Annotated in this window: 16 protein-coding genes; 12 read left to right on the top strand and 4 right to left on the bottom strand. The window is 52.1% G+C overall.

The annotated features are described in order from the left end of the window. Positions 1-4 precede the first annotated feature (4 nt). Complete coding sequence (locus EHV07_RS15110; RefSeq protein ID WP_147198831.1) at positions 5-967, top strand: aldo/keto reductase; 963 nt, start codon at positions 5-7, stop codon at positions 965-967. A gap of 2 nt (positions 968-969) precedes the next feature. Here EHV07_RS15110 and yegD read toward each other — a convergent pair whose 3' ends face one another. The 3 genes from yegD to EHV07_RS15095 form a co-directional block, all read right to left on the bottom strand. Then, the gene (gene yegD, locus EHV07_RS15105; RefSeq protein WP_147198830.1) at positions 970-2,322 is read right to left on the bottom strand and encodes a molecular chaperone; all 1,353 of its coding nucleotides are present in this window, start codon (positions 2,320-2,322) and stop codon (positions 970-972) included. A 165-nt stretch (positions 2,323-2,487) separates the two neighbouring features. Beyond that, positions 2,488-5,127 carry a diguanylate cyclase gene (locus EHV07_RS15100; protein WP_147198829.1) on the bottom strand — a complete coding sequence of 880 codons (2,640 nt, stop codon included), beginning with the start codon at positions 5,125-5,127 and terminating at the stop codon, positions 2,488-2,490. Between the two features lie 129 nt (positions 5,128-5,256). After that, positions 5,257-5,886 carry a phosphatase PAP2 family protein gene (locus EHV07_RS15095; protein ID WP_147198828.1) on the bottom strand — a complete coding sequence of 210 codons (630 nt, stop codon included), beginning with the start codon at positions 5,884-5,886 and terminating at the stop codon, positions 5,257-5,259. A 277-nt stretch (positions 5,887-6,163) separates the two neighbouring features. Here EHV07_RS15095 and udk point away from each other — a divergent pair, with 277 nt between their 5' ends. From udk to asmA, 3 genes are all read left to right on the top strand, one after another. Then, entirely contained in the window at positions 6,164-6,805 is a 642-nt protein-coding gene (udk, locus tag EHV07_RS15090) for a uridine kinase (protein ID WP_147198827.1), read from the top strand. Between the two features lie 113 nt (positions 6,806-6,918). After that, entirely contained in the window at positions 6,919-7,515 is a 597-nt protein-coding gene (gene dcd / locus EHV07_RS15085) for a dCTP deaminase (protein WP_147198826.1), read from the top strand. A gap of 86 nt (positions 7,516-7,601) precedes the next feature. Further along, entirely contained in the window at positions 7,602-9,437 is a 1,836-nt protein-coding gene (asmA, locus tag EHV07_RS15080; protein WP_147198825.1) for an outer membrane assembly protein AsmA, read from the top strand. A 1-nt stretch (position 9,438) separates the two neighbouring features. Here asmA and EHV07_RS15075 read toward each other — a convergent pair whose 3' ends face one another. Next, positions 9,439-11,016: a TerC family protein gene (locus EHV07_RS15075; RefSeq protein WP_147198824.1), complete on the bottom strand. Its 1,578-nt coding sequence runs from the start codon at positions 11,014-11,016 to the stop codon at positions 9,439-9,441. Between the two features lie 803 nt (positions 11,017-11,819). Here EHV07_RS15075 and wbaP point away from each other — a divergent pair. The 8 genes from wbaP (at position 11,820) to EHV07_RS15035 (ending at position 21,497) form a co-directional block, all read left to right on the top strand. Then, positions 11,820-13,253, top strand: a complete 1,434-nt coding sequence (gene wbaP / locus EHV07_RS15070) for an undecaprenyl-phosphate galactose phosphotransferase WbaP (RefSeq protein ID WP_147198823.1) — start codon at positions 11,820-11,822, stop codon at positions 13,251-13,253. Between the two features lie 260 nt (positions 13,254-13,513). Then, complete coding sequence (locus tag EHV07_RS15065; RefSeq protein WP_147198822.1) at positions 13,514-14,647, top strand: polysaccharide export protein; 1,134 nt, start codon at positions 13,514-13,516, stop codon at positions 14,645-14,647. A 14-nt stretch (positions 14,648-14,661) separates the two neighbouring features. Further along, entirely contained in the window at positions 14,662-15,096 is a 435-nt protein-coding gene (locus EHV07_RS15060) for a protein tyrosine phosphatase (protein ID WP_147198821.1), read from the top strand. Between the two features lie 12 nt (positions 15,097-15,108). Continuing rightward, positions 15,109-17,283, top strand: a complete 2,175-nt coding sequence (gene wzc / locus EHV07_RS15055) for a tyrosine-protein kinase Wzc (protein WP_147198820.1) — start codon at positions 15,109-15,111, stop codon at positions 17,281-17,283. 106 nt (positions 17,284-17,389) lie between these two features. Further along, positions 17,390-18,295, top strand: coding sequence for a glycosyltransferase family 2 protein (locus EHV07_RS15050; protein ID WP_147198819.1), 906 nt, complete (start codon positions 17,390-17,392; stop codon positions 18,293-18,295). Positions 18,296-18,324: 29 nt separating this feature from the next. Continuing rightward, positions 18,325-19,452, top strand: a complete 1,128-nt coding sequence (locus tag EHV07_RS15045) for an EpsG family protein (RefSeq protein WP_147198818.1) — start codon at positions 18,325-18,327, stop codon at positions 19,450-19,452. 174 nt (positions 19,453-19,626) lie between these two features. After that, entirely contained in the window at positions 19,627-20,682 is a 1,056-nt protein-coding gene (locus tag EHV07_RS15040; RefSeq protein WP_147198817.1) for a glycosyltransferase family 4 protein, read from the top strand. Between the two features lie 14 nt (positions 20,683-20,696). Further along, the gene (locus EHV07_RS15035; protein WP_147198816.1) at positions 20,697-21,497 is read left to right on the top strand and encodes a glycosyltransferase; all 801 of its coding nucleotides are present in this window, start codon (positions 20,697-20,699) and stop codon (positions 21,495-21,497) included. Positions 21,498-21,569: the final 72 nt, after the last annotated feature.

The following is a 21,569-nucleotide window of genomic DNA, read 5'->3' as shown; positions in this document are numbered from 1 at the left end:
AATCATGAGTCATACAGAACATCGTTCGCTGGGCCGTAGCGGTATTCAGGTACCGACGCTCACGTTTGGCGGCAACGTCTTTGGCTGGACCATCGATCAACCTACCTCTTTTTCGCTGTTGGATGCGCTGGTGGAAAAAGGCCTCAATTTTATCGATACCGCTGATGTCTACTCTCGCTGGGCGCCGGGCAACCAGGGCGGCGAATCGGAAACAATTATCGGTAACTGGCTGAAGCAGAGCGGCAAACGCGACAAAATCGTGCTGGCAACCAAGGTTGGCATGGAGATGGGCCCAAATAAAACCGGACTGGCACCCGCTTATATCCGCCAGTCGGTGGAAGATTCGCTGCGCCGTCTGCAAACTGATTATATCGATCTTTACCAGGCGCACCGCGACGACAGCGATACGCCATTGCAGGAAACGCTGGCGACCTTTGACGCGCTAATTAAAGAAGGCAAGGTGCGTGCCATTGGCGCGTCTAACTACTCGGCGGAACGACTGGCGGAGGCGCTGAAGGTGAGTGCCGATCACGGCCTGGCTCGTTACGAAACCTTGCAGCCTGAATACAACCTGTACGATCGTAAAGACTACGAGAGCGGGTTGGAAAAAGTGGCGCAGGAAAACGAATTAGGCGTCATTAACTACTACTCTCTGGCCAGCGGCTTTTTGAGCGGTAAATATCGTCAGCCGGAAGATGCGAAGAAAAGTCAGCGAGGGGAGGGCGTGGTCGGGAAGTATCTTAACGATCGCGGTCTGCGCATTCTGCAAGCGCTTGATCAGGTAGCCGAAGCCAACCATGCCACGCCAACGCAGGTTGCACTGGCATGGCAGATTGCCCGCCCCAGTATTACGGCACCGATTGTCAGCGTCACCTCGCTGGTGCAGCTTGAAGAGCTGAGCAAAGCCGCCGCGCTGAAACTCAGCGACGACGACCAGCGTAAACTCAGTGAAGCCAGCCGCTACTGAGATTAGCGGAACATTACCTGCGCCCAACGGGCCAGACCGGCGGTGACGGAACCGAAGTCATCGCCGCTGGTCAGCGGAATATCAGGCAGCTGCTGCTGTAGCGCCTGACGCAGTACCGGCGAGCGGGCGCTGCCACCCGTCAGATAGATAATGTCCGGGCGCGTGCCGCTCTCGTCGAGCGCCAGCTTCACCTGCTCCTGAATACGCTCCAGCGGCTGCGCGATAGCCGCTTTCAGCGCCTCAACGCTAATCTCAGTTTCCAGAGACGATTCAATAAACGCCAGCTCTGATGTGGTCTGGAGCTGGTCAGACAGCGCAATTTTGCTCTCTTCGGCGGCGCGAACCAGCCGGTAGCCCAGACGCTGCTGCCAGACTTTCAGCAGTCGCTTCACTTTTTCCGGCTCCTGCGCATCGCGGATCAGATCCTGCAACAGCTTACGGCTGGCGGTGGCGTAGAAATCGCTTTGCGCCGGAACATCGTTGATCGCCACTGCATTCCACCATGGCAGAGCAGGCAGGCCGATACCTTTCGTGGTGGAGCCGCCCGCGCCCAGCAGCGGCATCAGCTCCTTGAAGGCCAGCATAATATCCAGATCGTTTCCGCCCACGCGACAGCCGCTGTGGCCCAGCAGGCTGCCGTTACGGTCGGCTTTATCATGCCATTGCGGCCCCATCAGCAACATTGAGCAGTCGGTGGTGCCGCCGCCGATATCCACGATCAACACGCGGGTTTCCGTCTTCAGCGTGGCTTCAAATTCCAGTCCAGCCGCAACCGGTTCAAACTGGAATTCAACATCTTTAAACCCGGCACGGCTCGCCGCACGCGCCAGAATTCCCTGCGCCTGACGGTTCGCTTCTTCACCGCCCAGACCCTGGAAGTTAACGGGACGACCAATCACCGCCTGAGTGATGCTGTCATTCAGCTGCTGTTCAGCCGTCTGGCGAATATGCAGCATCATGGCGCAGACCAGATCTTCAAAGAAAGCCACCTGCTGTGGTTTCAAGCCGTTTGCACCGAGGAAGGATTTTGGCGATTTAACGAACCAGACATCTTCCGGATCGGCCATATACTGCGCCAGCGAGGCGAGACCGAACTGGACGCTGCCGGGCATGACTTCAACGTCCTCTTCCCGGTTCAGTGCCAGCGCGCGTCGTAAAATCGCCTGGTTTTCGGCGGCCGGCGTTGGCACCTGATGGTGGCGGAACAGCCATTCGCTGACCGCATCGCGGGTTGGCGCGCACAGCATAGAGGGGAGTAATCTGGAACCATTTTCCAGCGGCAACAGGGCAGGCATGCCCTCATTCATAACGGCGACCGAGCAGTTTGCCGTACCGTAATCAAAGCCGATAAACATTCGACCCTCCAGTAGCAATAAAAAAAGGGGGCGACTTTAGCCCAGGCCTGAAGGGAGAGCAAGAACCACAATCGTTTTTCGTCGTAAAGTTGTTATCGCTGCTGCCGTTTTGCGCGGCCAGGAGGGCTTGTACGGTCTGACATTCGCAGCGGCCTTAACCGCTGTTCATTTCCCCGTCCGGTCTAACAGCCGCAGCGGCTGCCTTGAGAGCAGCTCATTCTCCTGAAGTGACAGTACCGGTTTCAGACTGTCAATCAGATGGGGTTCGTACCGTGCATATTGACCGCGTCCGTTGCGCTTGGCGTGGTAGCAGGCCAGATCGGCCTGAGCCATCACATCGCTGAAGTGGTGGTTATCGTTGTTTAACAACGTCAGACCGGCGCAGGCGCCAATATGATGCAGACCGCCTTCCCAGCAGAAACGATAGTCGTTCACGGCTTTTACAATGCGATCCGCGATGTCGCAGGCCTGTTCTGCTGAACAATCGGGCAGCAGGACGCCAAACTCATCGCCGCCGAGACGCGCCAGGAAATCTCCGCTGCGCAGGTACAGCTTCATCTCGCTGGCAATCTCGCGTAACAGCGCATCACCCGCGGCGTGGCCTGCGCTGTCATTTACCGCTTTAAAACGATCGAGATCGAGGAAAATCAGTACATGCTGGCACTTTGCTTTACTGGCTGAATGCAGCAGTCGCTTAAGCTTTTGTTCAAAACTGACGCGGTTAGGCAACCCGGTCAGCATATCGTGCGAGGCGCTGTAGCTCAGTCTGCGCATCATTTCGCGGGAGTCGCTAACGTCCTGGATAACCATAACGCTGCCAATATTTTCACCCTCGACGGTTTTTAGCGCGGTAATGCTGTAATGAATATCAAACTGTTCGCCAGAGCGGTTATGCAACACCAGCTCCTGATCCAAATCCGGCTCTGATTTTTCCGGTGGCAGCTCACACAGCAACAGGTTTTCCATCTCAGGCCCGTCACTGCCCCGGGTGATATGCAGAATATCGCTGATTGCTTTACCGGCTGCCTGCTCCTGACTCCAGCCGCTCATGCTTTCCGCGACTGGATTCATAAAGGTCACGCGCATCTCTTCATCGGTACTGATAACCGCTTCGCCGATGGCATCCAGCGTAATATGCATGCGCTCTTTCTCTTCATGCAGCGCGTCGGTCAGCTGGCGCATGGCGGTGACATCCTGATTAATACCCAGCATTCTCGCCACTTCACCGTTATCATTCAGCACCAGCGTGGACTGGCTGCGGATAAAGCGAATGCCTTCATCGGTCTGGATGCGAAAAACCAGATCGACCGGGGAAGAGTTTCTGATCGCCTCGTCGAAAGCGTCAATCGCCGCCTGGCGATCGACAGGAAGCAGGCTGTTTACCCACGTCAGATACGTTGCCTGGCCACTTTCCTCCAGGCCGTAAATCTGAAACATGCGGCTATCCCAGCTCATCTTGCCGGTTTTCAGGTTCCAGTCCCAAACGCCGATGCCGCCAGCTTTATTTGCCAGGGTGATGCGCTGCATCAGGCTGCGGTTGACCTCTTCCGTCTGTTTCAGATCGGAGATATCTTCCATTTGTGAAATAAAGTAGAGCGGTTGCTGTTCGCTGTCACGAACCAGTGATACCGCCAGCAGCACCCAGACGATCTCGCCATCCTTACGAAAATAGCGTTTTTCCAGACTGTAATTTTCTCTTTCGCCGGTAAGCAGCGTGCGGCCCTGTTTCAAATCGGTTGCCACATCGTCCGGATGTGTGAACTGCTGAAAATTCATGCCGACCAGCTCATCTTTTCGATAACCCAGTATGCGGCAGAGCGATTCATTTACCTGCAGCCAGCGGCCTTCTGGCGACACCAGCGCCATGCCAATCACCGAAAACTCCATGGCGTGTCGAAAGCGGGTTTCGCTCTCGGTAATATGTTTTTTCTCTTCGCGGAAAGAGTGCATCACCAGCACCATCATATGGCTGGGAATAATAGCCAGTAAAAATGGCAACCACGGCGCGCTGTTAACAATAGCGAGGCCGTCGGCATACCTGACCAGCTGATTAAGCGCCAGCAGCAGCGTCATCATCGACAGCGTGGCAAAAAAGATAATAAAGGCGGAAAAACGCGGCAGGCGTACGGCGCTGTAAAACAGCACGACCATCACGAAGGTGAAGGACCAGGGCAAATAACGCAGGGCAAAATAGTTCAGCAGCAGCGTCACCACCAGCGTCAGCAGCGTTTCAAACAGCACGTTCTGACTCAGCGATTTACGCAGTTCTTCGTGCTGCCAGAGCAGCGCAATCGGGCCAAGCGCCAGCATGCCAATGGTTTCAGAGATGGCCCAGGTAACGAAAAAATGCAGGCTGGCCGTGCCGGTCAGGTTAAGCGCCCAGCAGGCAAGCAGTGCGCCAACCAGCGGGGTAAAGATGCCCGTCGCCACGACGACTTTGCTCCAGCTGAGCAGGGAGTCGAGCGGTGCTTTGGTATCCAGCAGCGCACGAAGAAGCGCGCCGCCGAGCAGCGCCTGAATCAGGTTGACCAGGGGAAAAGCCACCACCATCAAATGAGGGCCGATTATGAACGCGTTGGCGGCAACGATACCTGTCAGGCAGGCGCCCAACAGCAGCGGCAACGATCGGGGAGGTTGCCGGAAGACAAGCACGGTCATCAGCGCCGTAGAAAGCCACAGCGACGCGATCTGGTTACTCACCTTGATCAGTTCAAGACAAAATAAAGTCAGAATAAAAGCGAGCGCGCAAAGCGTTATCGCCTTCGTCCAGTTTTGCTTAGCGGAAAAAATAGTGTCAGTCGTCATTCACAAATCCAGCGCGGCACCAGCCAGGTTTGCCAGCCTGTTTCGGGTTACTTAAGGCATGCTAACACAACCCCGTTTGATTACATGGGGTAATTCAAAAGAGGGCTGTATTCGGACGATTGACCGGTTTTATTGCCGCAGTTTTAACAGGTCGCCACGCGTCCAGGGATGCTCAATGCCGGCAACCTGAACCGACAGGCGCTGCAAAAACTGCTGCGTGGTGGCAAGGCGACCCTGGCTTAGCAGCAACAGGGGCAGCAATAACGCCAGGCAAAGCTGTAGGGCCGAAAAGCCCTGAAGCCGGGTGCTGCGCTGGCTGACCAAAAAAGCGCTGCTCAGCGTGAAGCCGAGGATCAGTCCGGTCACAACTTCGCTGGTGGAATGGTAGCTCAGCAGCAGACGGGAAACGCCAACCAGTATCGGGATCAGGTAGCCTGCGCCCACGGCCACAACGCGCAGCGTGCCGGAAAAGCGACCGCTAAGCAGCCATAACATCACGGGCCACAGGGTTGCCGACATGGCAGTATGGCCGCTAACCCCCGTGAAATTGAGGTGTGCGCTGCCAAAACCAAAGCCCATAAACGCGACTTTGGTCAGGCTGACGATAGCGCCGGTCGCGCAGAATGCCAGGCACCAGTACCAGACGGTGCGCCGCTCGCTGCTTTTCCAGGTCATCAGGATAGCCATTACGATCGCGGTCGGAATAAGTAACATGCTGTCGCCGAAATAGGTCAAAAAATGCAAAGTAGGCCAGTACACCGTGTTTCCTTATTATTGTGAATTGTCCGGACGCCCCGGGCGCAGGCCGTGACGGATAACGCATATCCATCCCGCAAAGCACGGGTTTGCCAGACGCAAAAAAATCGAACCGGGTTGCTGGAATTCAGTTTACCGGGGAACGACGGTGAGAGGTAACGGGAAACTCCTAAAAGCTTTCCGCCCGTTTTCTCTGGCATCCACCCTGCATCATCCCTATAATTACGCGCGAATTCTTCCTTCCATTGTCTCAGACAATCAGTAACCAGGTCTTTAATTTATGACTGATAAGTCGCACCAGTGCGTCATCGTAGGTATCGCCGGCGCATCTGCCTCGGGTAAAAGTCTTATTGCCAGTACTCTGTATCGCGAAGTGCGCGACCGGGTAGGCGATGAAAATATTGGTGTTATCCCCGAGGATGCTTACTACAAAGACCAAAGCCACCTGACCATGGATGAACGGGTTAAGACAAACTATGACCATCCCAGCGCGATGGATCACAACCTGCTGCTGCAACATTTACAGATGTTAAAAGCGGGCCAGGCGATCGATTTGCCGGTGTACAGCTATGTTGAGCATACCCGCACCGAGCAAACCATTACGCTGAAACCGAAGAAAGTGATTATTCTTGAAGGGATCTTGCTGCTGACGGATGCCCGCCTGCGTTCGGAAATGAACTTCTCGATCTTTGTTGATACACCGCTGGATATCTGCCTGATGCGCCGTATGAAGCGCGACGTGAATGAACGTGGCCGCTCTATGGATTCCGTGATGGCTCAGTATCAGAAAACGGTTCGTCCGATGTTCCTGCAGTTTATTGAACCTTCCAAACAGTACGCTGACATCATCGTCCCTCGTGGCGGTAAAAACCGCATCGCGATTGATATCCTCAAGGCGAAGATCAATCAGTTCTTCGAATAGCCAGCTACTGCCCGGCAACCCGTTGTACGGGAGCCGGGACCTCGCGCAGGACGCGCCCGGATCTCAGGCATCCTGAAGTTATCAGTACCTTTACAGAAATGGAGTAGTAATCCATGCGTTTATGCGACCGCGATATTGAAGCCTGGCTCGACAACGGCCAGCTCGACATTCAACCCCGTCCTCCGGTTGAACGCATCAATGGCGCAACCGTTGATGTCCGCCTTGGCAATCAGTTCCGTACTTTCCGTGGGCACACCGCGGCATTTATCGACCTTAGCGGCCCCAAACATGAAGTGAGCGCCGCGCTCGATCGCGTGATGAGCGATGAAATCGTGCTGCCAGAAGGCGAGGCTTTCTTTTTGCATCCGGGTGAACTGGCGCTGGCCGTTACCTTTGAATCGGTAACGCTGCCGGATAACCTGGTAGGCTGGCTGGATGGCCGCTCGTCGCTGGCACGTCTGGGATTGATGGTTCACGTTACCGCGCACCGTATCGATCCTGGCTGGCAGGGACGTATTGTGCTTGAATTTTACAACTCAGGTAAGTTACCGCTGGCGCTGCGTCCGGGGATGCTGATTGGCGCGCTGAGCTTTGAACCGCTTTCCGGTCCGGCTGCCCGACCTTATAATCGTCGTCTGGATGCCAAATACAAAGGGCAGCAGGGGGCGGACGCCAGCAGAATCGATGAAGACGATAACCCGGCTTCTTAACCGGCCCCGCAGGATGTGAGGTAAGCCTGGCTGAACCACGCCGCCGGGCGTTCTTATTGAAAGAAATAAAGGTTTAAGGGGAAGGCATGAAAAGATTTATTACCACGCTGGCCATTTTGCTGGTGGTCGTTGTGGCTGGAATGACCGCGCTGGTATTGCTGGTCAATCCGAATGATTTTCGTGCCTACATGGTTCAGCAGGTTGAACAGCGCAGCGGCTACCGGCTGGCGCTGGACGGAAATTTGCGCTGGCACGTCTGGCCCCAGCTCAGCATCCTGTCTGGTCAGATGAGTCTGACCGCGCCGGGTGCGCAGCAGCCTGTGGTCAGCGCCAGTAATATGCGACTGGACGTCAAGCTGCTTCCCTTGCTCTCCCACCAGCTGGCGGTAAAACAGGTGTTACTGGACGGTGCCGTGGTACGTCTGACGCCGGGCAGCACCGCCCGGCAGCCTGATAATGCGCCGCCAGACCCGACGAATGCCGCGCCTTCGCTGCCTGCCCAGCGCTGGACTTTTGATATTGATAATCTGCGCGTTTCCAACAGCCTGTTGATTTGGCAACAAAGCGTTGGCAAAGAGCTGAACGTGCGCGATCTCAACCTTCAGCTGACGCAGAACAGGCAGCGGCAGGCGCATCTTGAACTGAGCAGCCGTATTAGCCGCGATCAGCGCGAGCTGCTGATGAATCTCAATGCCGATGTCAATCTCAGTCGCTACCCACAGCATTTATCTGCGCAGATCCAGCAGCTTGATTACCAGCTGAGCGGTGCCGATTTGCCGAAAGAAGGGCTGAAAGGCCAGGCAAAAATGCAGGCGGACTGGAGCAGTAACCAGGCGGCTTTCAGCCTGAAAAATCTCTCGCTCAGCGCTAACGACAGCGAAATGACCGGCAGCGCCAGCGGCACGTTGGGGCTGCGTCCTGAGGTTAATCTCGATCTTCATTCCACCATGCTAAATATGGATTCACTGCTGGGGCTACAAATCAGCGGTTCAGATGACCTATCGTTGCAGGCGCAGCGCTCCGGGCCTGCGCCGGTGATCGCCGTGGCACAACCGGAGGAACAACCTTCCGTGTTGAGCGGCATCGACGGCCAGCTGTCGCTGTCAGTGGATAAGCTGCGCTGGCGGGGAATGGATTTTGATCGGCTGATGATGAAGCTGTCAGGCCGGGATGGCCAGTTCGCGCTTTCAACGCTCAGGGGGGACATCGGTAACGGCAACTTCTCACTGCCTGGCGCGCTCGATTTCCGTCATCCGCAAACCCGGCTTACACTCCAGCCGGTGCTGCAAAATATTGCCATTGCACCCCTGATGAAGGCCTTTGAGCTGCCTGCGACGCTGAGCGGCGATCTGTCACTGACCGGTAACTTCAGTGGGGCAGGGCTGAATGTACCTGCTTTTAAGCAGGTATGGCACGGTGATGCGGCGCTGAATCTGAGCAATGCCAATATTGCCGGACTTAATCTGCAACGGATGATCCAGCGGGCCGTCGAGAACAGCAGTGCCCGCGTGCATGGCCCGGCCAAACAGGCCCCAGGCAGCGATATGCAGCAGATTACGGGTAAATTCACGCTCAACAATGGGCTGGTAAACTTTGCGGAACTGAACGGTCAGTCTTCAATGCTCAATTATCACGGGCAGGGCAGTGTGAATATGGTGAGCCAGCAGGCCGATATTCTGTTCGGCGTAACGGTGACGCAAGGCTGGCAGGGTGATGATGAACTGGTCCAGCGCCTGAAGCAGACACCGGTACCGTTACGCATTTACGGGCCGTGGAGCGGATTGAACTACGGCTTGCAGGTTGACAGCGTTCTGCGTCAGCAACTGCAGGATGAGGCCAGGAAACGGCTGAAGCAGTGGTCCGATCGTAACACTGACAGCAGCCGTAACGGCTCCGTTCAAAAACTGATGAAAGATCTCTAGACTAGGCTTCGTCGTCCTTATTCCGGGCCAGCGGGATTATCTGAACCTTCTGCACGCGATGGCTTTCCACCTGAAGCGTGCGGTACAGGTAATCCCCAATCTCAATCTCTTCGCCTTCTTTCGGTACCTGCTGCATATGCTCCATCAGCAACCCGGCCAGCGTGTGGTAATCCCGCTTTTCGTCCAGCGGCAGATGCAGATACATTACCAGATCCTCCAGCGGCATGTGGCCATTCGCGGTCCAACTGCCATCCGCGTTCTGCTGGATATCGTAACGGGGATCGAGCGTTTCGCCTTCGTTCGGCAGGTTGCCCGCAATCGTCTCCATCACGTCGCTTAGCGTCACTACACCTTCAACTGAACCAAACTCATCCACCACAAATGCAAAATGCGTACGCGCGTTACGGAACTGCTCAAGCGCTGGCAGCAGCGTTAGCTGCTCCGGAAACACCAGCGGCTGACGAATGAGCGCACGGATATCCAGACTGTCGCCATGCAAGGCTTGCTGCAACAGATCGATAACGTGTACGACGCCAAGCGGATCGTCGCTGTTATCCGTGACAACCAAACGTGTATGTTGATTCTGGTCCAGCATCGCCATAATTTTTTCCGGCGATTCGCTGAGATCGATGTGTTGAATATCCTGACGGGAAGTCATGATGCTACTGACAGTGCGCTGGCCCATCCCCAGCACGCGCGCAATCATCATACGTTCCTGTTTGTTGAAGATGGCCTGGCTTCCGTGGCTGTCGGCAATCATGGAGGAGGTTTCTGCGTCCAGCTCGGCGTGCTCATGGCTTCCGCGTAACAAGCGCAGCACGGCTTCAGCGGTGCGCTTGCGCAAAGGTGATTTGGCAGAGAGAAAACGGCGCCGGTTAAACTGAGCCAGCTGATTCAGCCCTTCAATGATGACCGAGAAGCCGATAGCGGCATACAAATAGCCTTTCGGGATATGGTAGCCGAAGCCGTCAGCTACCAGGCTGAAGCCAATCATCAGCAGGAAGCTCAGGCAGAGAATAACGATGGTCGGATGTTCATTGACGAAGCGCGTTAACGGTTTACTGGCCAGCAGCATCAGGAAAATGGCAACGATGACCGCCGCCATCATCACCGCAAGGTGATCAACCATGCCGACGGCGGTAATCACAGAATCGAGCGAGAAGACCGCATCCAGCACTACAATCTGTGCGACAACTGGCCAGAACCGGGCACCGCGCTTCTGGGGGTTCTCATCTTCATCTTTACCTTCCAGCCTTTCATTTAGCTCCATGGTGGCTTTAAACAGCAGGAACACGCCGCCCAGCAGCATAATCAGATCGCGCGCGCTGAAAGGATGACCAGCAAGCGAGAAGAAGGGGTCGGTAAGGGAAGAGAGCCAGGAAATCGATGCCAGCAGCAGCAGCCGCATGATCAGCGCCAGCAGCAGTCCGGTAACACGCGCCCGGTCGCGTTGTGACGGCGGCAGTTTTTCCGCCAGAATGGCAATAAAGACAAGATTATCAATGCCCAATACCAGCTCTAAGACAATCAGCGTGACAAGACCAGCCCAGATTGACGGATCGACGATCCATTCGAACATTACATAATCACCTTTAAAAATTCATGAATTGCCATGATGATAGCGGTTGCCTCGCAATTCAACCAATAATCCCTGTGAGTTGCCGATGGTTCAGATAATGGCTAACAATTCATCTAATCCGTAAATGAATTTATTAAACACAAATGTCACTTTTGACGTTGACTGTTTTCAAGATTATTCGCATAGGTTGTCTGATGAAACTGAGGGATACTTAAAGACTGAAGGCAAGAAGGGCGAGATTATTCTCATTTTAGAATGGAATAATTCTGAATTTTATCCGGAGGAAAAAGTGGCTACGTCAGGTATAGAGTACGGTAACAGCTAGTCTTAATCCTAAAAGAGAGTGTGGGCGGTGAGCTCCCCTTGTAAACAGGCCAGTAATAACTAGTATAGCAACGTGTTAGTAAATGTCTGCGTTAAAGTAGCAATTAGCACGGTCGCGTCTTTTAGTGTTGTTGATTATCGACACGACGGGATGACAAACGCGTTAGCCTGCCGCTCTGAGAGGACAGGATAAAACCAACAAGGTAGTCAGTTACAGCACATTGGCAGCTACAAGCCAGGGGCGGTAGCGTGTCTGAAATGGTGAAAAAACCACCACAAAAGACAGCAAATTAACCACCGTTGTTGTTGATTTTACATGTCAATTCTCGTGCTGCACTGCCAGTTACAATGACCTTTTTTACACAACTCCTGAATACGTTTCCTGTGTGATAAATGACGTGATTAAAAAACACGCGATTATTTTCAATGATGGAAATTATTAAATCACAGGCTTCCGAAGAAAAAATTAAGAGTTAACTATGCGCGATATAGAATTTACCTTTAAAGGGCTGTTAATAAAACTGTCACTGGCACTTTCAGATCTCATTTTTTTTAATGCCTCTTTATTTATTGCAGTTCTGATGATGAAAGCGTTACCGGGTAATATACTGGATGACATTTCCTCACAAGATTTGCAGTTAAATATTACCACACACATCATTCTTTCACTGATTTGTATTGCCTGGTTCTGGGTTCGCCTGCGCCATTATACTTATCGCAAACCTTTCTGGTTTGAATTAAAAGAAATCTTCCGCAGCGTCTTTATCTTCTCGGTAATTGACCTGTCGATTACTGCCTTATCTAAATGGGAAATGTCCCGCTGGACCTGGGTAACAACCTGGATTCTGGCGCTGGTACTGCTACCGCTTGGCCGTGCTCTGGTGAAAAGAATTCTTAACCGTTACGGCCTGTGGAAAAAGCAATCCATTATTATTGGTAGCGGTAAAAACGCTGAAGAAGCCTATATGGCATTGCAGAGCGAAGAGGTGATGGGCTTTGACGTTGTGGCTTTCTACGATGTTGATGGCACTACACCCGCTCCGGCGCTATTCGGTATTCCTGTTGTGCGCGAAGAGTCTGCTCTCTGGCAGCTGGTCAACAGCGAAACGCAATTTATTGTCGCCGTTGAGTTTGAACAAAGTCAGTACCGTGATGTGTGGCTGAAAAATCTGGCGAAGCACAATTGCCGTTCCGTTTCCGTTATCCCTTCTTTACGCGGCGTTCCGCTTTACGGCACGGACATGGCTTATATTTTCAGCCACGAGGTAATGATTTTACGCGTCAGTAATAATCTGGCGAAGCGCACTTCCCGCATTCTGAAACGCGCATTCGATATTGTTGGCGCGCTCGGCATTATCACGATGCTGATGCCAGCCCTGGCCGTCCTGATCTTCCTGGTGGCTCGCGATGGCGGCAACCCAATCTATGGTCACGAACGCGTGGGTCTGAACGGGCGCAAATTTAAGTGCCTGAAGTTCCGCTCGATGGTGATTAATTCAAAAGAAGTGCTGGAAGAAGTGCTGCGAACCGATCCTGTTGCTCGCGCTGAATGGGATAAAGACTTCAAATTGAAAAACGATCCGCGTATAACACGTATCGGTCATTTCATCCGTAAGACCAGTCTCGACGAACTGCCGCAGCTGTGGAACGTAGTGCGTGGCGAAATGAGCCTGGTTGGGCCGCGTCCGGTCATCGAAGATGAACTGGAACGTTATGCCGGCGATGTGGATTACTACTTTATGGCGAAACCTGGCATGACCGGCCTGTGGCAGGTGAGTGGACGTAATGATGTTGATTATGAAACTCGCGTTTACTTTGACTCCTGGTATGTGAAGAACTGGTCACTGTGGAACGACATCGCCATTCTGTTTAAAACAGTGGGTGTGGTACTGAAGCGTGATGGCGCTTATTGATACTCGCTGGTGAAGAAAACGGTGCGTTTTTGGCGAAGAACGCACCGTAGCGTGACTGATAACTGTCATTGACTTGCACGCTAAACAAACACTCGTAGCGAATGTGAAGCGTCGGTTTCGCAACCGGCAAGGCATAAAAGACGGAGTTCATGATAATGACCGACAGTTTCAGCGTTTGAATAACTGATCTCACTTTTGCAAGACGCTACACAGCGGCGGATCCGCCACTATCAATCAAATTACTGATAGCGATGAAATAGATGATTACAATCAAAACCAAGTTATTACCCTTGTTGATATCGGCAACTCTCCTTGCAGGATGTACGGTGGTGCCGGGTTCAAAGCTTTCTACCAGTGGAAAAGATGTTATTAAGCAGCAGGACAACGATTTTGATATTGATAAATACGTCAATGTCTTCCCGCTGACCCCAAGCCTGGTTGAGCGGATGCGTCCGGCACCGGTTGTCGCGCAGCCTAACCCTCAGTTGCAAAACGAACTGCAAACGTATGAGTACCGCATTGGGGTTGGCGATGTGCTGACCGTCACCGTCTGGGATCACCCTGAGCTGACCACGCCTGCGGGTCAATACCGTAGCGCCAGCGATACCGGTAACTGGGTTCATTCAGATGGCACCATTTTCTATCCCTACATCGGGCGTGTACGCGTAGCCGGCCGTACGGTGCAGGAAATTCGCAACGAGATTGCTAATCGCCTGTCTCAGTACATCGAAAGCCCACAGGTTGACGTGAGCGTTGCCTCGTTCAAATCGCAAAAAGCCTACGTGACGGGTGAAGTGACCACGTCCGGTCAGCAGCCAATCACCAACGTGCCGTTGACCATTCTGGATGCGGTTAACGCTGCGGGCGGTCTGACTGCCAATGCCGACTGGCGTAACGTGGTGCTGACGCATAACGGCAGCGAGCAGCCTATTTCTCTGCAGGCGCTGATGCAGAACGGCGATCTGTCGCAGAACCATCTGCTCTATCCGGGCGATATTCTGTATGTTCCACGCAACGACGATCTGAAAGTCTTTGTCATGGGCGAAGTAAAAGTGCAGTCAACGCTGAAAATGGATCGCAGCGGTATGACGCTGGCTGAAGCGCTGGGCAACGCGCAGGGCATGGATCAAACCATGGCCGATGCGACCGGTGTCTTTGTCATTCGTCCAATCAAAGGCAAGAACCGCAGTAAGATTGCCAATATCTATCAGCTGAACACCAAAGACGCTTCGGCAATGGTGATGGGATCGGAATTCCAGCTACAGCCTTATGACATTGTTTACGTAACTTCTACGCCGTTGACGCGTTGGAACCGTGTGATTTCACAGCTGGTGCCGACGATCAGTGGTCTCTACGATGCATCGCGTAACGTACAGACATTCCATAACTGGTAATAACCGGGAGCATTATGATTAATTCAATCTTAGTGGTCTGCGTCGGCAACATCTGCCGTTCTCCTACCGGAGAGCGGCTGCTGAAAATGGCGCTACCTGAGAAGAGAATTGAGTCTGCCGGGATAAGCGCGATGGTCGGTCATGAGGCCGACGCAACCGCCAGCAGCGTTGCCAGTGAACATGGGGTTGCACTGGATGGGCATGTCGCCCAGCAGTTAACGTCGGGCATGTGCCGGGATTATGATTTGATCCTGGTGATGGAAAAAAAACATGTCGATCTGGTTAATCGCATTAACCCCTCTGTACGTGGCAAGACCATGTTATTTGGCCACTGGCTCAACCAACAGGAAATAGCGGATCCTTATAAGAAAAGCCGCGATGCCTTTGAAGCCGTGTACGGATTACTCGAAAACGCTGCCCAGAAATGGGTCAACGCATTAAGCCGATAGTTGGGATTATCCATGAATATAAAAAGTAAGGCCTCGTCAGCGCCTAAAGAGGAAGCGGCTGGGTTTGACATCGCTCACCTGGTTGGACAGTTAATTGATCATCGCTGGATTATCGTGGCCGTCACGGCCTTTTTCTTATTGCTGGGGACGCTGTATACCCTGTTTGCCACACCTATTTATAGCGCGGACGCGCTGGTTCAGGTAGAGCAAAAGAGTCCAAACACCGTTCTGAACGATCTGACTGAAACGCCGGTGGAACCTGCTTCAGCGACCGAAATTCAGATTATCCAGTCGCGTATGGTTATCGGCAAGACCGTTGACGATCTGGGCCTGAACATTCAGGTACAGCAGGATTATCTGCCGGTGATTGGACGTGGTCTGGCTCGCCTGACGGGCAAAGTACCTGGACAGATTGCTGTTTCACGTCTGGATATGCCACGTACCTGGACTGACGGCATTGTAAAAATCGAAGTCAACGACGCCAACAGCTACACCGTTTCACGAGATGGCGACGAGCTGTTTAAAGGGAAAACCGGCCAGCTGGAAACCCATAAAAACGTCTCCGTACTGGTTAGCGATATCCAGGCCGAGCCGGGTACCAGCTTCACCGTGACCAAGCTTTCTGACCTGGCAGCAATCGGTCAGATCGTCAACAACCTTGCCGTTGCGGACAAAGGTAAAGACACGGGCGTTATGGGTCTGACCTATACCGGTGAAGATCCGGTGCTGATCAGCAAAGTGCTGAATCAGATTATGAACAACTATCTGCTGCAAAACGTTGAGCGGAAATCTGCCGAAGCTGAAAAGAGCCTGGAGTTCCTGAAGCAGCAACTGCCGCAGGTACGTGGCAAGCTGGATGAAGCTGAAGACAAGCTCAACACCTATCGTCGTAACAACGAATCTGTTGATATGTCGCTGGAAGCGAAGTCTGCCCTGGATTCCTCCGTTAGCGTACAGAGCCAGCTGAATGAACTGACCTTCCGTGAAGCGGAAGTGTCCCAGCTGTTCACCAAAGATCACCCAACTTATCGTGCGCTGCTGGAAAAACGTAAGACCTTGGAAGACGAGCAGAAAAAACTGAACCAGAAGATTGGTCAGATGCCGCAGACTCAACAGGAAATTCTGCGTCTGACGCGTGACGTGCAGTCCGGTCAGGAAATCTATATGCAGCTGCTCAACCGTCAGCAAGAGCTGAGCATCAGCAAAGCGAGTACGGTAGGGGATGTGCGCATCGTTGACCGCGCTGAAACCGCTTACAAGCCTGTTGCGCCGAAGAAAGCGATGATCCTGCTGGCGAGCCTGGTGCTTGGCCTGGTGATCTCCGTTGGCGTTATCCTGCTGAAAGCGCTGTTCCATCGCGGCATTACCAGCCCGGATCAGCTGGAAGAAGCCGGTATCAACGTTTACGCCAGCGTTCCACTTTCCGAGTGGCAGCGTAAAAAAGATGCCGAAGCGCTCAGCAAGCGCGGCGTGAAGGTGAAAACCGAACCGCAGAACAGCCTGTTGGCGTTGGGTAATCCAACTGACCTCTCCATCGAAGCCATTCGTAGCCTGCGTACCAGTCTGCACTTTGCCATGATGGAAGCCAAAAACAACATTCTGATGATTACTGGCGCAAGCCCGGGCATTGGTAAAACCTTTATCAGCGCCAACCTTGCAACACTGGTGGCGAATGCGGGTCAGAAAGTTCTGTTTATTGATGGCGATATGCGTCGCGGCTATACCCACGATTTGTTGGGCGCGAGCAACAAGGTTGGCCTGTCTAACGTGCTGTCAGGTAAAACGGCGTTCACGCCAGACCTGATCCAGCGTGGTAGCTACGGCTTTGACTTTATCCCACGTGGTCAGGTGCCGCCGAACCCGTCCGAGCTGTTGATGCACAACCGCATGAACGCACTGCTGGAATGGGCAAGCGAAAACTACGACCTGGTGCTGGTTGATACGCCGCCTGTACTGGCCGTCACCGACGCAACCATCATCGGTAAGCTGGCTGGAACCTCGCTGATGGTAGCGCGTTTCGAGACCAACACCCTGAAAGAAGTGGATATCAGCTACAAGCGTTTCGCGCAGAATGGTATTGATATTAAGGGCGTAATTCTGAACGCCGTGGTACGCAAAGCGGCAAATGCTTATGGCTACGGGTACGATTATTACGATTACAGCTACAAGGGTAATGCCAAAAGCTAAGTAACACAGAGGAGTCTTTCGGTGCTGAACTGGAAGATTCCTCTGCATTTTGGAGCCGTTGTCTGAACAGGCTGTTTCTGTATAACGTTTAATAAGGTGCCTTGTCATGAAGGATATTTTCTTCTCGATCGTTATTCCTGCATATAATGCGTCCGAATCGATTATCACTACGCTGGACTGTGTCAAAGCGCAAAGTTATCAGAACTTTGAAGTGAATATCGTTGATGATAAATCCGCTGATGCTGCCCAGCTTGCTGAAGTGGTAAACAGCGAGCGCTACCGCGACCTGAAAATTAACCTGGTGTTGTCAGAGGTTAAGCTAAACGGCGCAGGTGCAAGAAACCGAGGCATCGATCTGGCTACGGGTGATTACGTTTGTTTCCTGGATGCTGACGATGAATGGCATCAGGACAAGCTGCTGGAAACCGTGAAAAAGATTGAACAACTGACGGCTCAAGGCAAAGACCGCTTTGTTCTGTTTAGTCAGGTCAACATCATGCAGGACGGCGCCTTCCTGAAAGTCATGCCGCTTAACCTGCCTGAAAAAAATGAAAGCATCGCCGAATATCTTTTTGGCTGCTATGGCTTCATTCAGACCAGTACCATCGTGCTGAAGCGTGAACACGCGGCGGAAATCAAATTTGATGAAAGATTTATTCGTCATCAGGATTATGATTTTTGCATTCGTGCGGATAAAAGCGGCTTTGAGTTCATCATGATTGCGCAGCCTCTGGCGAACTATCATATGGTGACCAGCTTTAACTCCAAGCATAAAGGTGAATCGGTTAAATATTCCAACTTCTGGCTGGAAACCATGAGCCCGTATTTAAGCAAGCGCGATGTTTATACGTATAAAGCGTACAAAATGCCTATCCGCTATAAAGCGGACGGAAAAGTGCTGCATGCCAGCCTGAGCTTCGCACAATATTTCTTCCTGACCAATAAAGGAAATCGTGATTATTTCCTCGGCCGTTTAAAACAGAAATTTTCTGAACGCATTGCAAAAAAATAGCCTGAAAGAATAAATCGGCGGAAAGACGAATGGCAATATATTGGATAATCAGCTATAGCCTGTTGGCTTGCTGTATTTTTGAGTTGGCAGCAATAAACCAGCTTCAGGACACCAGAGTAAAACGCTTTACCACTTATCTCCTGTTCGTGGGCGCCATGGTTCTGATCTGCTTTGGCGGCTCACGAGGCCTGGGCAGTGGTATGGATGACAGTCAGTATCTTGATTTTTTCCATGATTTCTCGGCGCAGCTGCAGGTCAACACCTATTCAGCGATCACCGATACCTACCGTTATGAGAAATTATTTATGCTGCTGGCATGGGTATTTTCTCTGGTAACCAAGGAAAGCTACTACTTCCTGTTCTTTATTTGTGCAATTGCGGTATCGACCAACGTTTACTGCTATAAGAAGTATTCACCGCTGCTTTTATGCTCGCTGTGCCTGTATTCCACGCATCTGTTTATCAATAAAGATATGAACCAGATCCGATTTGGGTTATCGAGCGCCTTTGCCATTGCCTTTATCTGTTCTATGGCGACACGCAAACATATTCTGGCCGCAGTTTTCCTGGTATTGAGTACGCAATCGCACTCTACCGGCTATACGGTCATTCTGGTTATGCCGTTTATCTTTATGCGTGAGCGCAAGTATCTGCCGTTAGTGATCGTCTTTGCTTCAATTCCGCTGGGGATTATCGGCGGGAAAAAACTCTTCCTCGACTCACTGGGCATCGTGCCTGGGCTGGGAGAGCGAGCAGAAGGCTATAGCGGCACCGATTTCGATACGGCTTCGCCCGTTTTCGGCCTGGCTAACCTGAAGAACATCTTCTTTATCGGTGCTTTTACGCTTTACTACTTCCGCAATGGCATCAAGAAAGAGGACCGGCTGGTCTATATTCTGCTAATTGCTTACAGCGTCGGCGCGGCGGTTCGTATTACCTTCTCCGACTTTAGTATTTTCGGTGGCAGGGTAGGTAACCTGTTCCTGCATGCGGAGCCGATACTCTTCTCATTCCTGTTATTGCGAATACGTCATTTGCTGATCAATATTGTTTTGTTAGGCGGTATTGCAACCTATTACCTTGCCTACAACACCATCCTTTCTGCCCAGTCCATTACGGGCTACAGCGTTTCGCCATTGTTCAAACTGTTTGGCTGATATTGACGCCATCCTGACCTGAATTAAAACACCGGGATTGCTGAAAACGGCAATCCCGGTTTGTTTTTAAGATTAATTGCATGCTTCCCCGGCTGTGCCAACTGGCATAATGGGCTGTTCTTAGTGCGCGGTAGCTCCATGGTTTGAGCTGAACTTATTAACAGGATAATTTCCATGTACAGATTGCTAATTCTTATTGACGGGATATCAAACAGCGGCGGAACAGACCGGGTTGCCAGCACGTTATCAAGCCTGCTCTGCAATAATAATTATGACGTCACGCTGTTTTCTTTGAATAAAGGCGATCCTTACTACCCTACCGACAGCAAAGTAAAAATTGTTCATCCGCAGGCAACGAATCGCCTGATGAAACTCTATGAATTTATCCGCTTTGCCAAAAAAGAACGCTTTGACGGCATTATGATCATCTCAATGGGCAAACTTTCCGTTCAGTCGCTGTTAGCGATGAAGCTGTTCGGCGTGCGCTCAAAAATTATTTGCTGCGATCATGTTTCTATCGAAACCTTTAAAACGCCAATCCGCAAACTGAAAGTCTTCTGCTACGGTCTTGCCGATAAAATTGCGGTGTTAACCGATCATGACAAACACTATCTTGAAAGCAATTTCAACGTGAAGAATGTCCATGTGGTGAGAAACATTTCGCCGTTCTCTGATGAAAGTACGACCACCAGTCTGGATGAGCTGTTAGCGGTTAAACAGAATAAGGTGCTGGCTGTTGGTCGTTTAACCTACCAGAAAAACTTTGACCGTATGCTTGAGGTGTGGAAACGCGTTAACAAGCAGGGCTGGAAATTGCAGATCGTTGGCGACGGTGAAGACAAGCCTGCACTGCTGGAAAAGATCAAAAGCTATCAGCTTGAAGATTCGACCGAAATCGTCAGCCCGAACAAAAAAATCAACGAGTTTTACCGCTCTGCCGGATTGATCATCATGACTTCACGTTATGAAGGTCTGCCAATGGTGCTGATTGAAGCAAAGAACTTTGCGTTACCGGCAGTCGCGTTTGACTGCAAAACCGGCCCGGCTGAGATCATTAAAGACGACGGTTACGTCGTTGATTATGAAAACGATGAGGCTTTCGTCGCCCAGCTGAACGAATTGATCGCTGATGAAGAGAAGAGAAAGACCTTCGCCCAGGCGGCCTGGCGTAACTCCGCTAACTACGGCCCGGCCCTGATTTTAACCAAATGGAATGAACTTCTGAATTAAGGGGAAGGTGTACTATGTTTTCAGTTCTCATGTCTCTCTATCACAGAGAAAAGCCGGAAAATGTCGAGCAGTGCATGGCCAGTTTGCATCAGCAGACGCTTCAGGCTGATGAAATCGTCGTTGTCTACGATGGTCCGCTGAGCGACGCGCTTAAGGCTGCGGTCAATAAATGGAGCACGTTGCTGCCGTTAACCATTGTGCCGCTGGAAAAAAACGTCGGTTTAGGCAAGGCGCTTAACGCGGGCCTGGATCACTGTACGCACAATCTGGTTGCCCGTATGGATACGGACGATATCTGCCTGCCCGAGCGCTTTGAAAAACAAATCCCCTATATGGAAGCGCACCCTGAAGTGGCCTTGTCCGGCGCGGCAGTGATTGAGTTTGATGAGCACGGCCAGGAGCGTTTGAAGCGTCTGCCGCTGGACGATGAGTCTATCCGTCATTTTGCACGCATGAAAAACCCGTTCAACCATATGTGCGTCGTGTTCCGTAAAGATAAAGTCATTGCGGCAGGCAGCTATCAGCACCATCTGTTTATGGAAGATTACAACCTCTGGTTGCGCATGATGGCCCAGGGTTACAAGGTGTCGAATCTGCATGACGTTCTGATGCGGGTCAGAGCGGGCAGTGAAATGGTCAGCAAGCGCCGTGGCATGACCTATATAAAGAGCGAAATTCAGCTCTATACGCTGAAAAACAAGCTTAAGCAGACCAATTTTATTAACGGTAAGATCTATTTTCTGATCCGCACCTCAACACGTGTGATGCCCGCTAAAGTGATGCAGTTTCTCTACGAGAAAGACCGTAAAGGATAAGGGTAGCGTAGCTAATCCCTATGTACCGGCATTGTGAAGTACCTCTGGAGACTCGCCACAACACCTCACTAA

The organism is Pantoea sp. CCBC3-3-1 (assembly GCF_007981265.1).
Lineage (GTDB): Bacteria > Pseudomonadota > Gammaproteobacteria > Enterobacterales > Enterobacteriaceae > Erwinia.
This window is presented reverse-complemented; position numbering and strand designations above follow the sequence as displayed.

Coding starts and splice junctions, on each gene's coding strand:
- EHV07_RS15075 (WP_147198824.1), bottom strand. CDS start 11,016: ATGTTCGAATGGATCGTCGATCCGTCAATCTGGGCTGGTCTTGTCACG.
- asmA (WP_147198825.1), top strand. CDS start 7,602: ATGAAAAGATTTATTACCACGCTGGCCATTTTGCTGGTGGTCGTTGTG.
- udk (WP_147198827.1), top strand. CDS start 6,164: ATGACTGATAAGTCGCACCAGTGCGTCATCGTAGGTATCGCCGGCGCA.
- yegD (WP_147198830.1), bottom strand. CDS start 2,322: ATGTTTATCGGCTTTGATTACGGTACGGCAAACTGCTCGGTCGCCGTT.
- EHV07_RS15040 (WP_147198817.1), top strand. CDS start 19,627: ATGTACAGATTGCTAATTCTTATTGACGGGATATCAAACAGCGGCGGA.
- wbaP (WP_147198823.1), top strand. CDS start 11,820: ATGCGCGATATAGAATTTACCTTTAAAGGGCTGTTAATAAAACTGTCA.
- EHV07_RS15065 (WP_147198822.1), top strand. CDS start 13,514: ATGATTACAATCAAAACCAAGTTATTACCCTTGTTGATATCGGCAACT.
- EHV07_RS15035 (WP_147198816.1), top strand. CDS start 20,697: ATGTTTTCAGTTCTCATGTCTCTCTATCACAGAGAAAAGCCGGAAAAT.
- EHV07_RS15110 (WP_147198831.1), top strand. CDS start 5: ATGAGTCATACAGAACATCGTTCGCTGGGCCGTAGCGGTATTCAGGTA.
- EHV07_RS15050 (WP_147198819.1), top strand. CDS start 17,390: ATGAAGGATATTTTCTTCTCGATCGTTATTCCTGCATATAATGCGTCC.
- EHV07_RS15060 (WP_147198821.1), top strand. CDS start 14,662: ATGATTAATTCAATCTTAGTGGTCTGCGTCGGCAACATCTGCCGTTCT.
- dcd (WP_147198826.1), top strand. CDS start 6,919: ATGCGTTTATGCGACCGCGATATTGAAGCCTGGCTCGACAACGGCCAG.
- wzc (WP_147198820.1), top strand. CDS start 15,109: ATGAATATAAAAAGTAAGGCCTCGTCAGCGCCTAAAGAGGAAGCGGCT.
- EHV07_RS15045 (WP_147198818.1), top strand. CDS start 18,325: ATGGCAATATATTGGATAATCAGCTATAGCCTGTTGGCTTGCTGTATT.
- EHV07_RS15100 (WP_147198829.1), bottom strand. CDS start 5,127: ATGACGACTGACACTATTTTTTCCGCTAAGCAAAACTGGACGAAGGCG.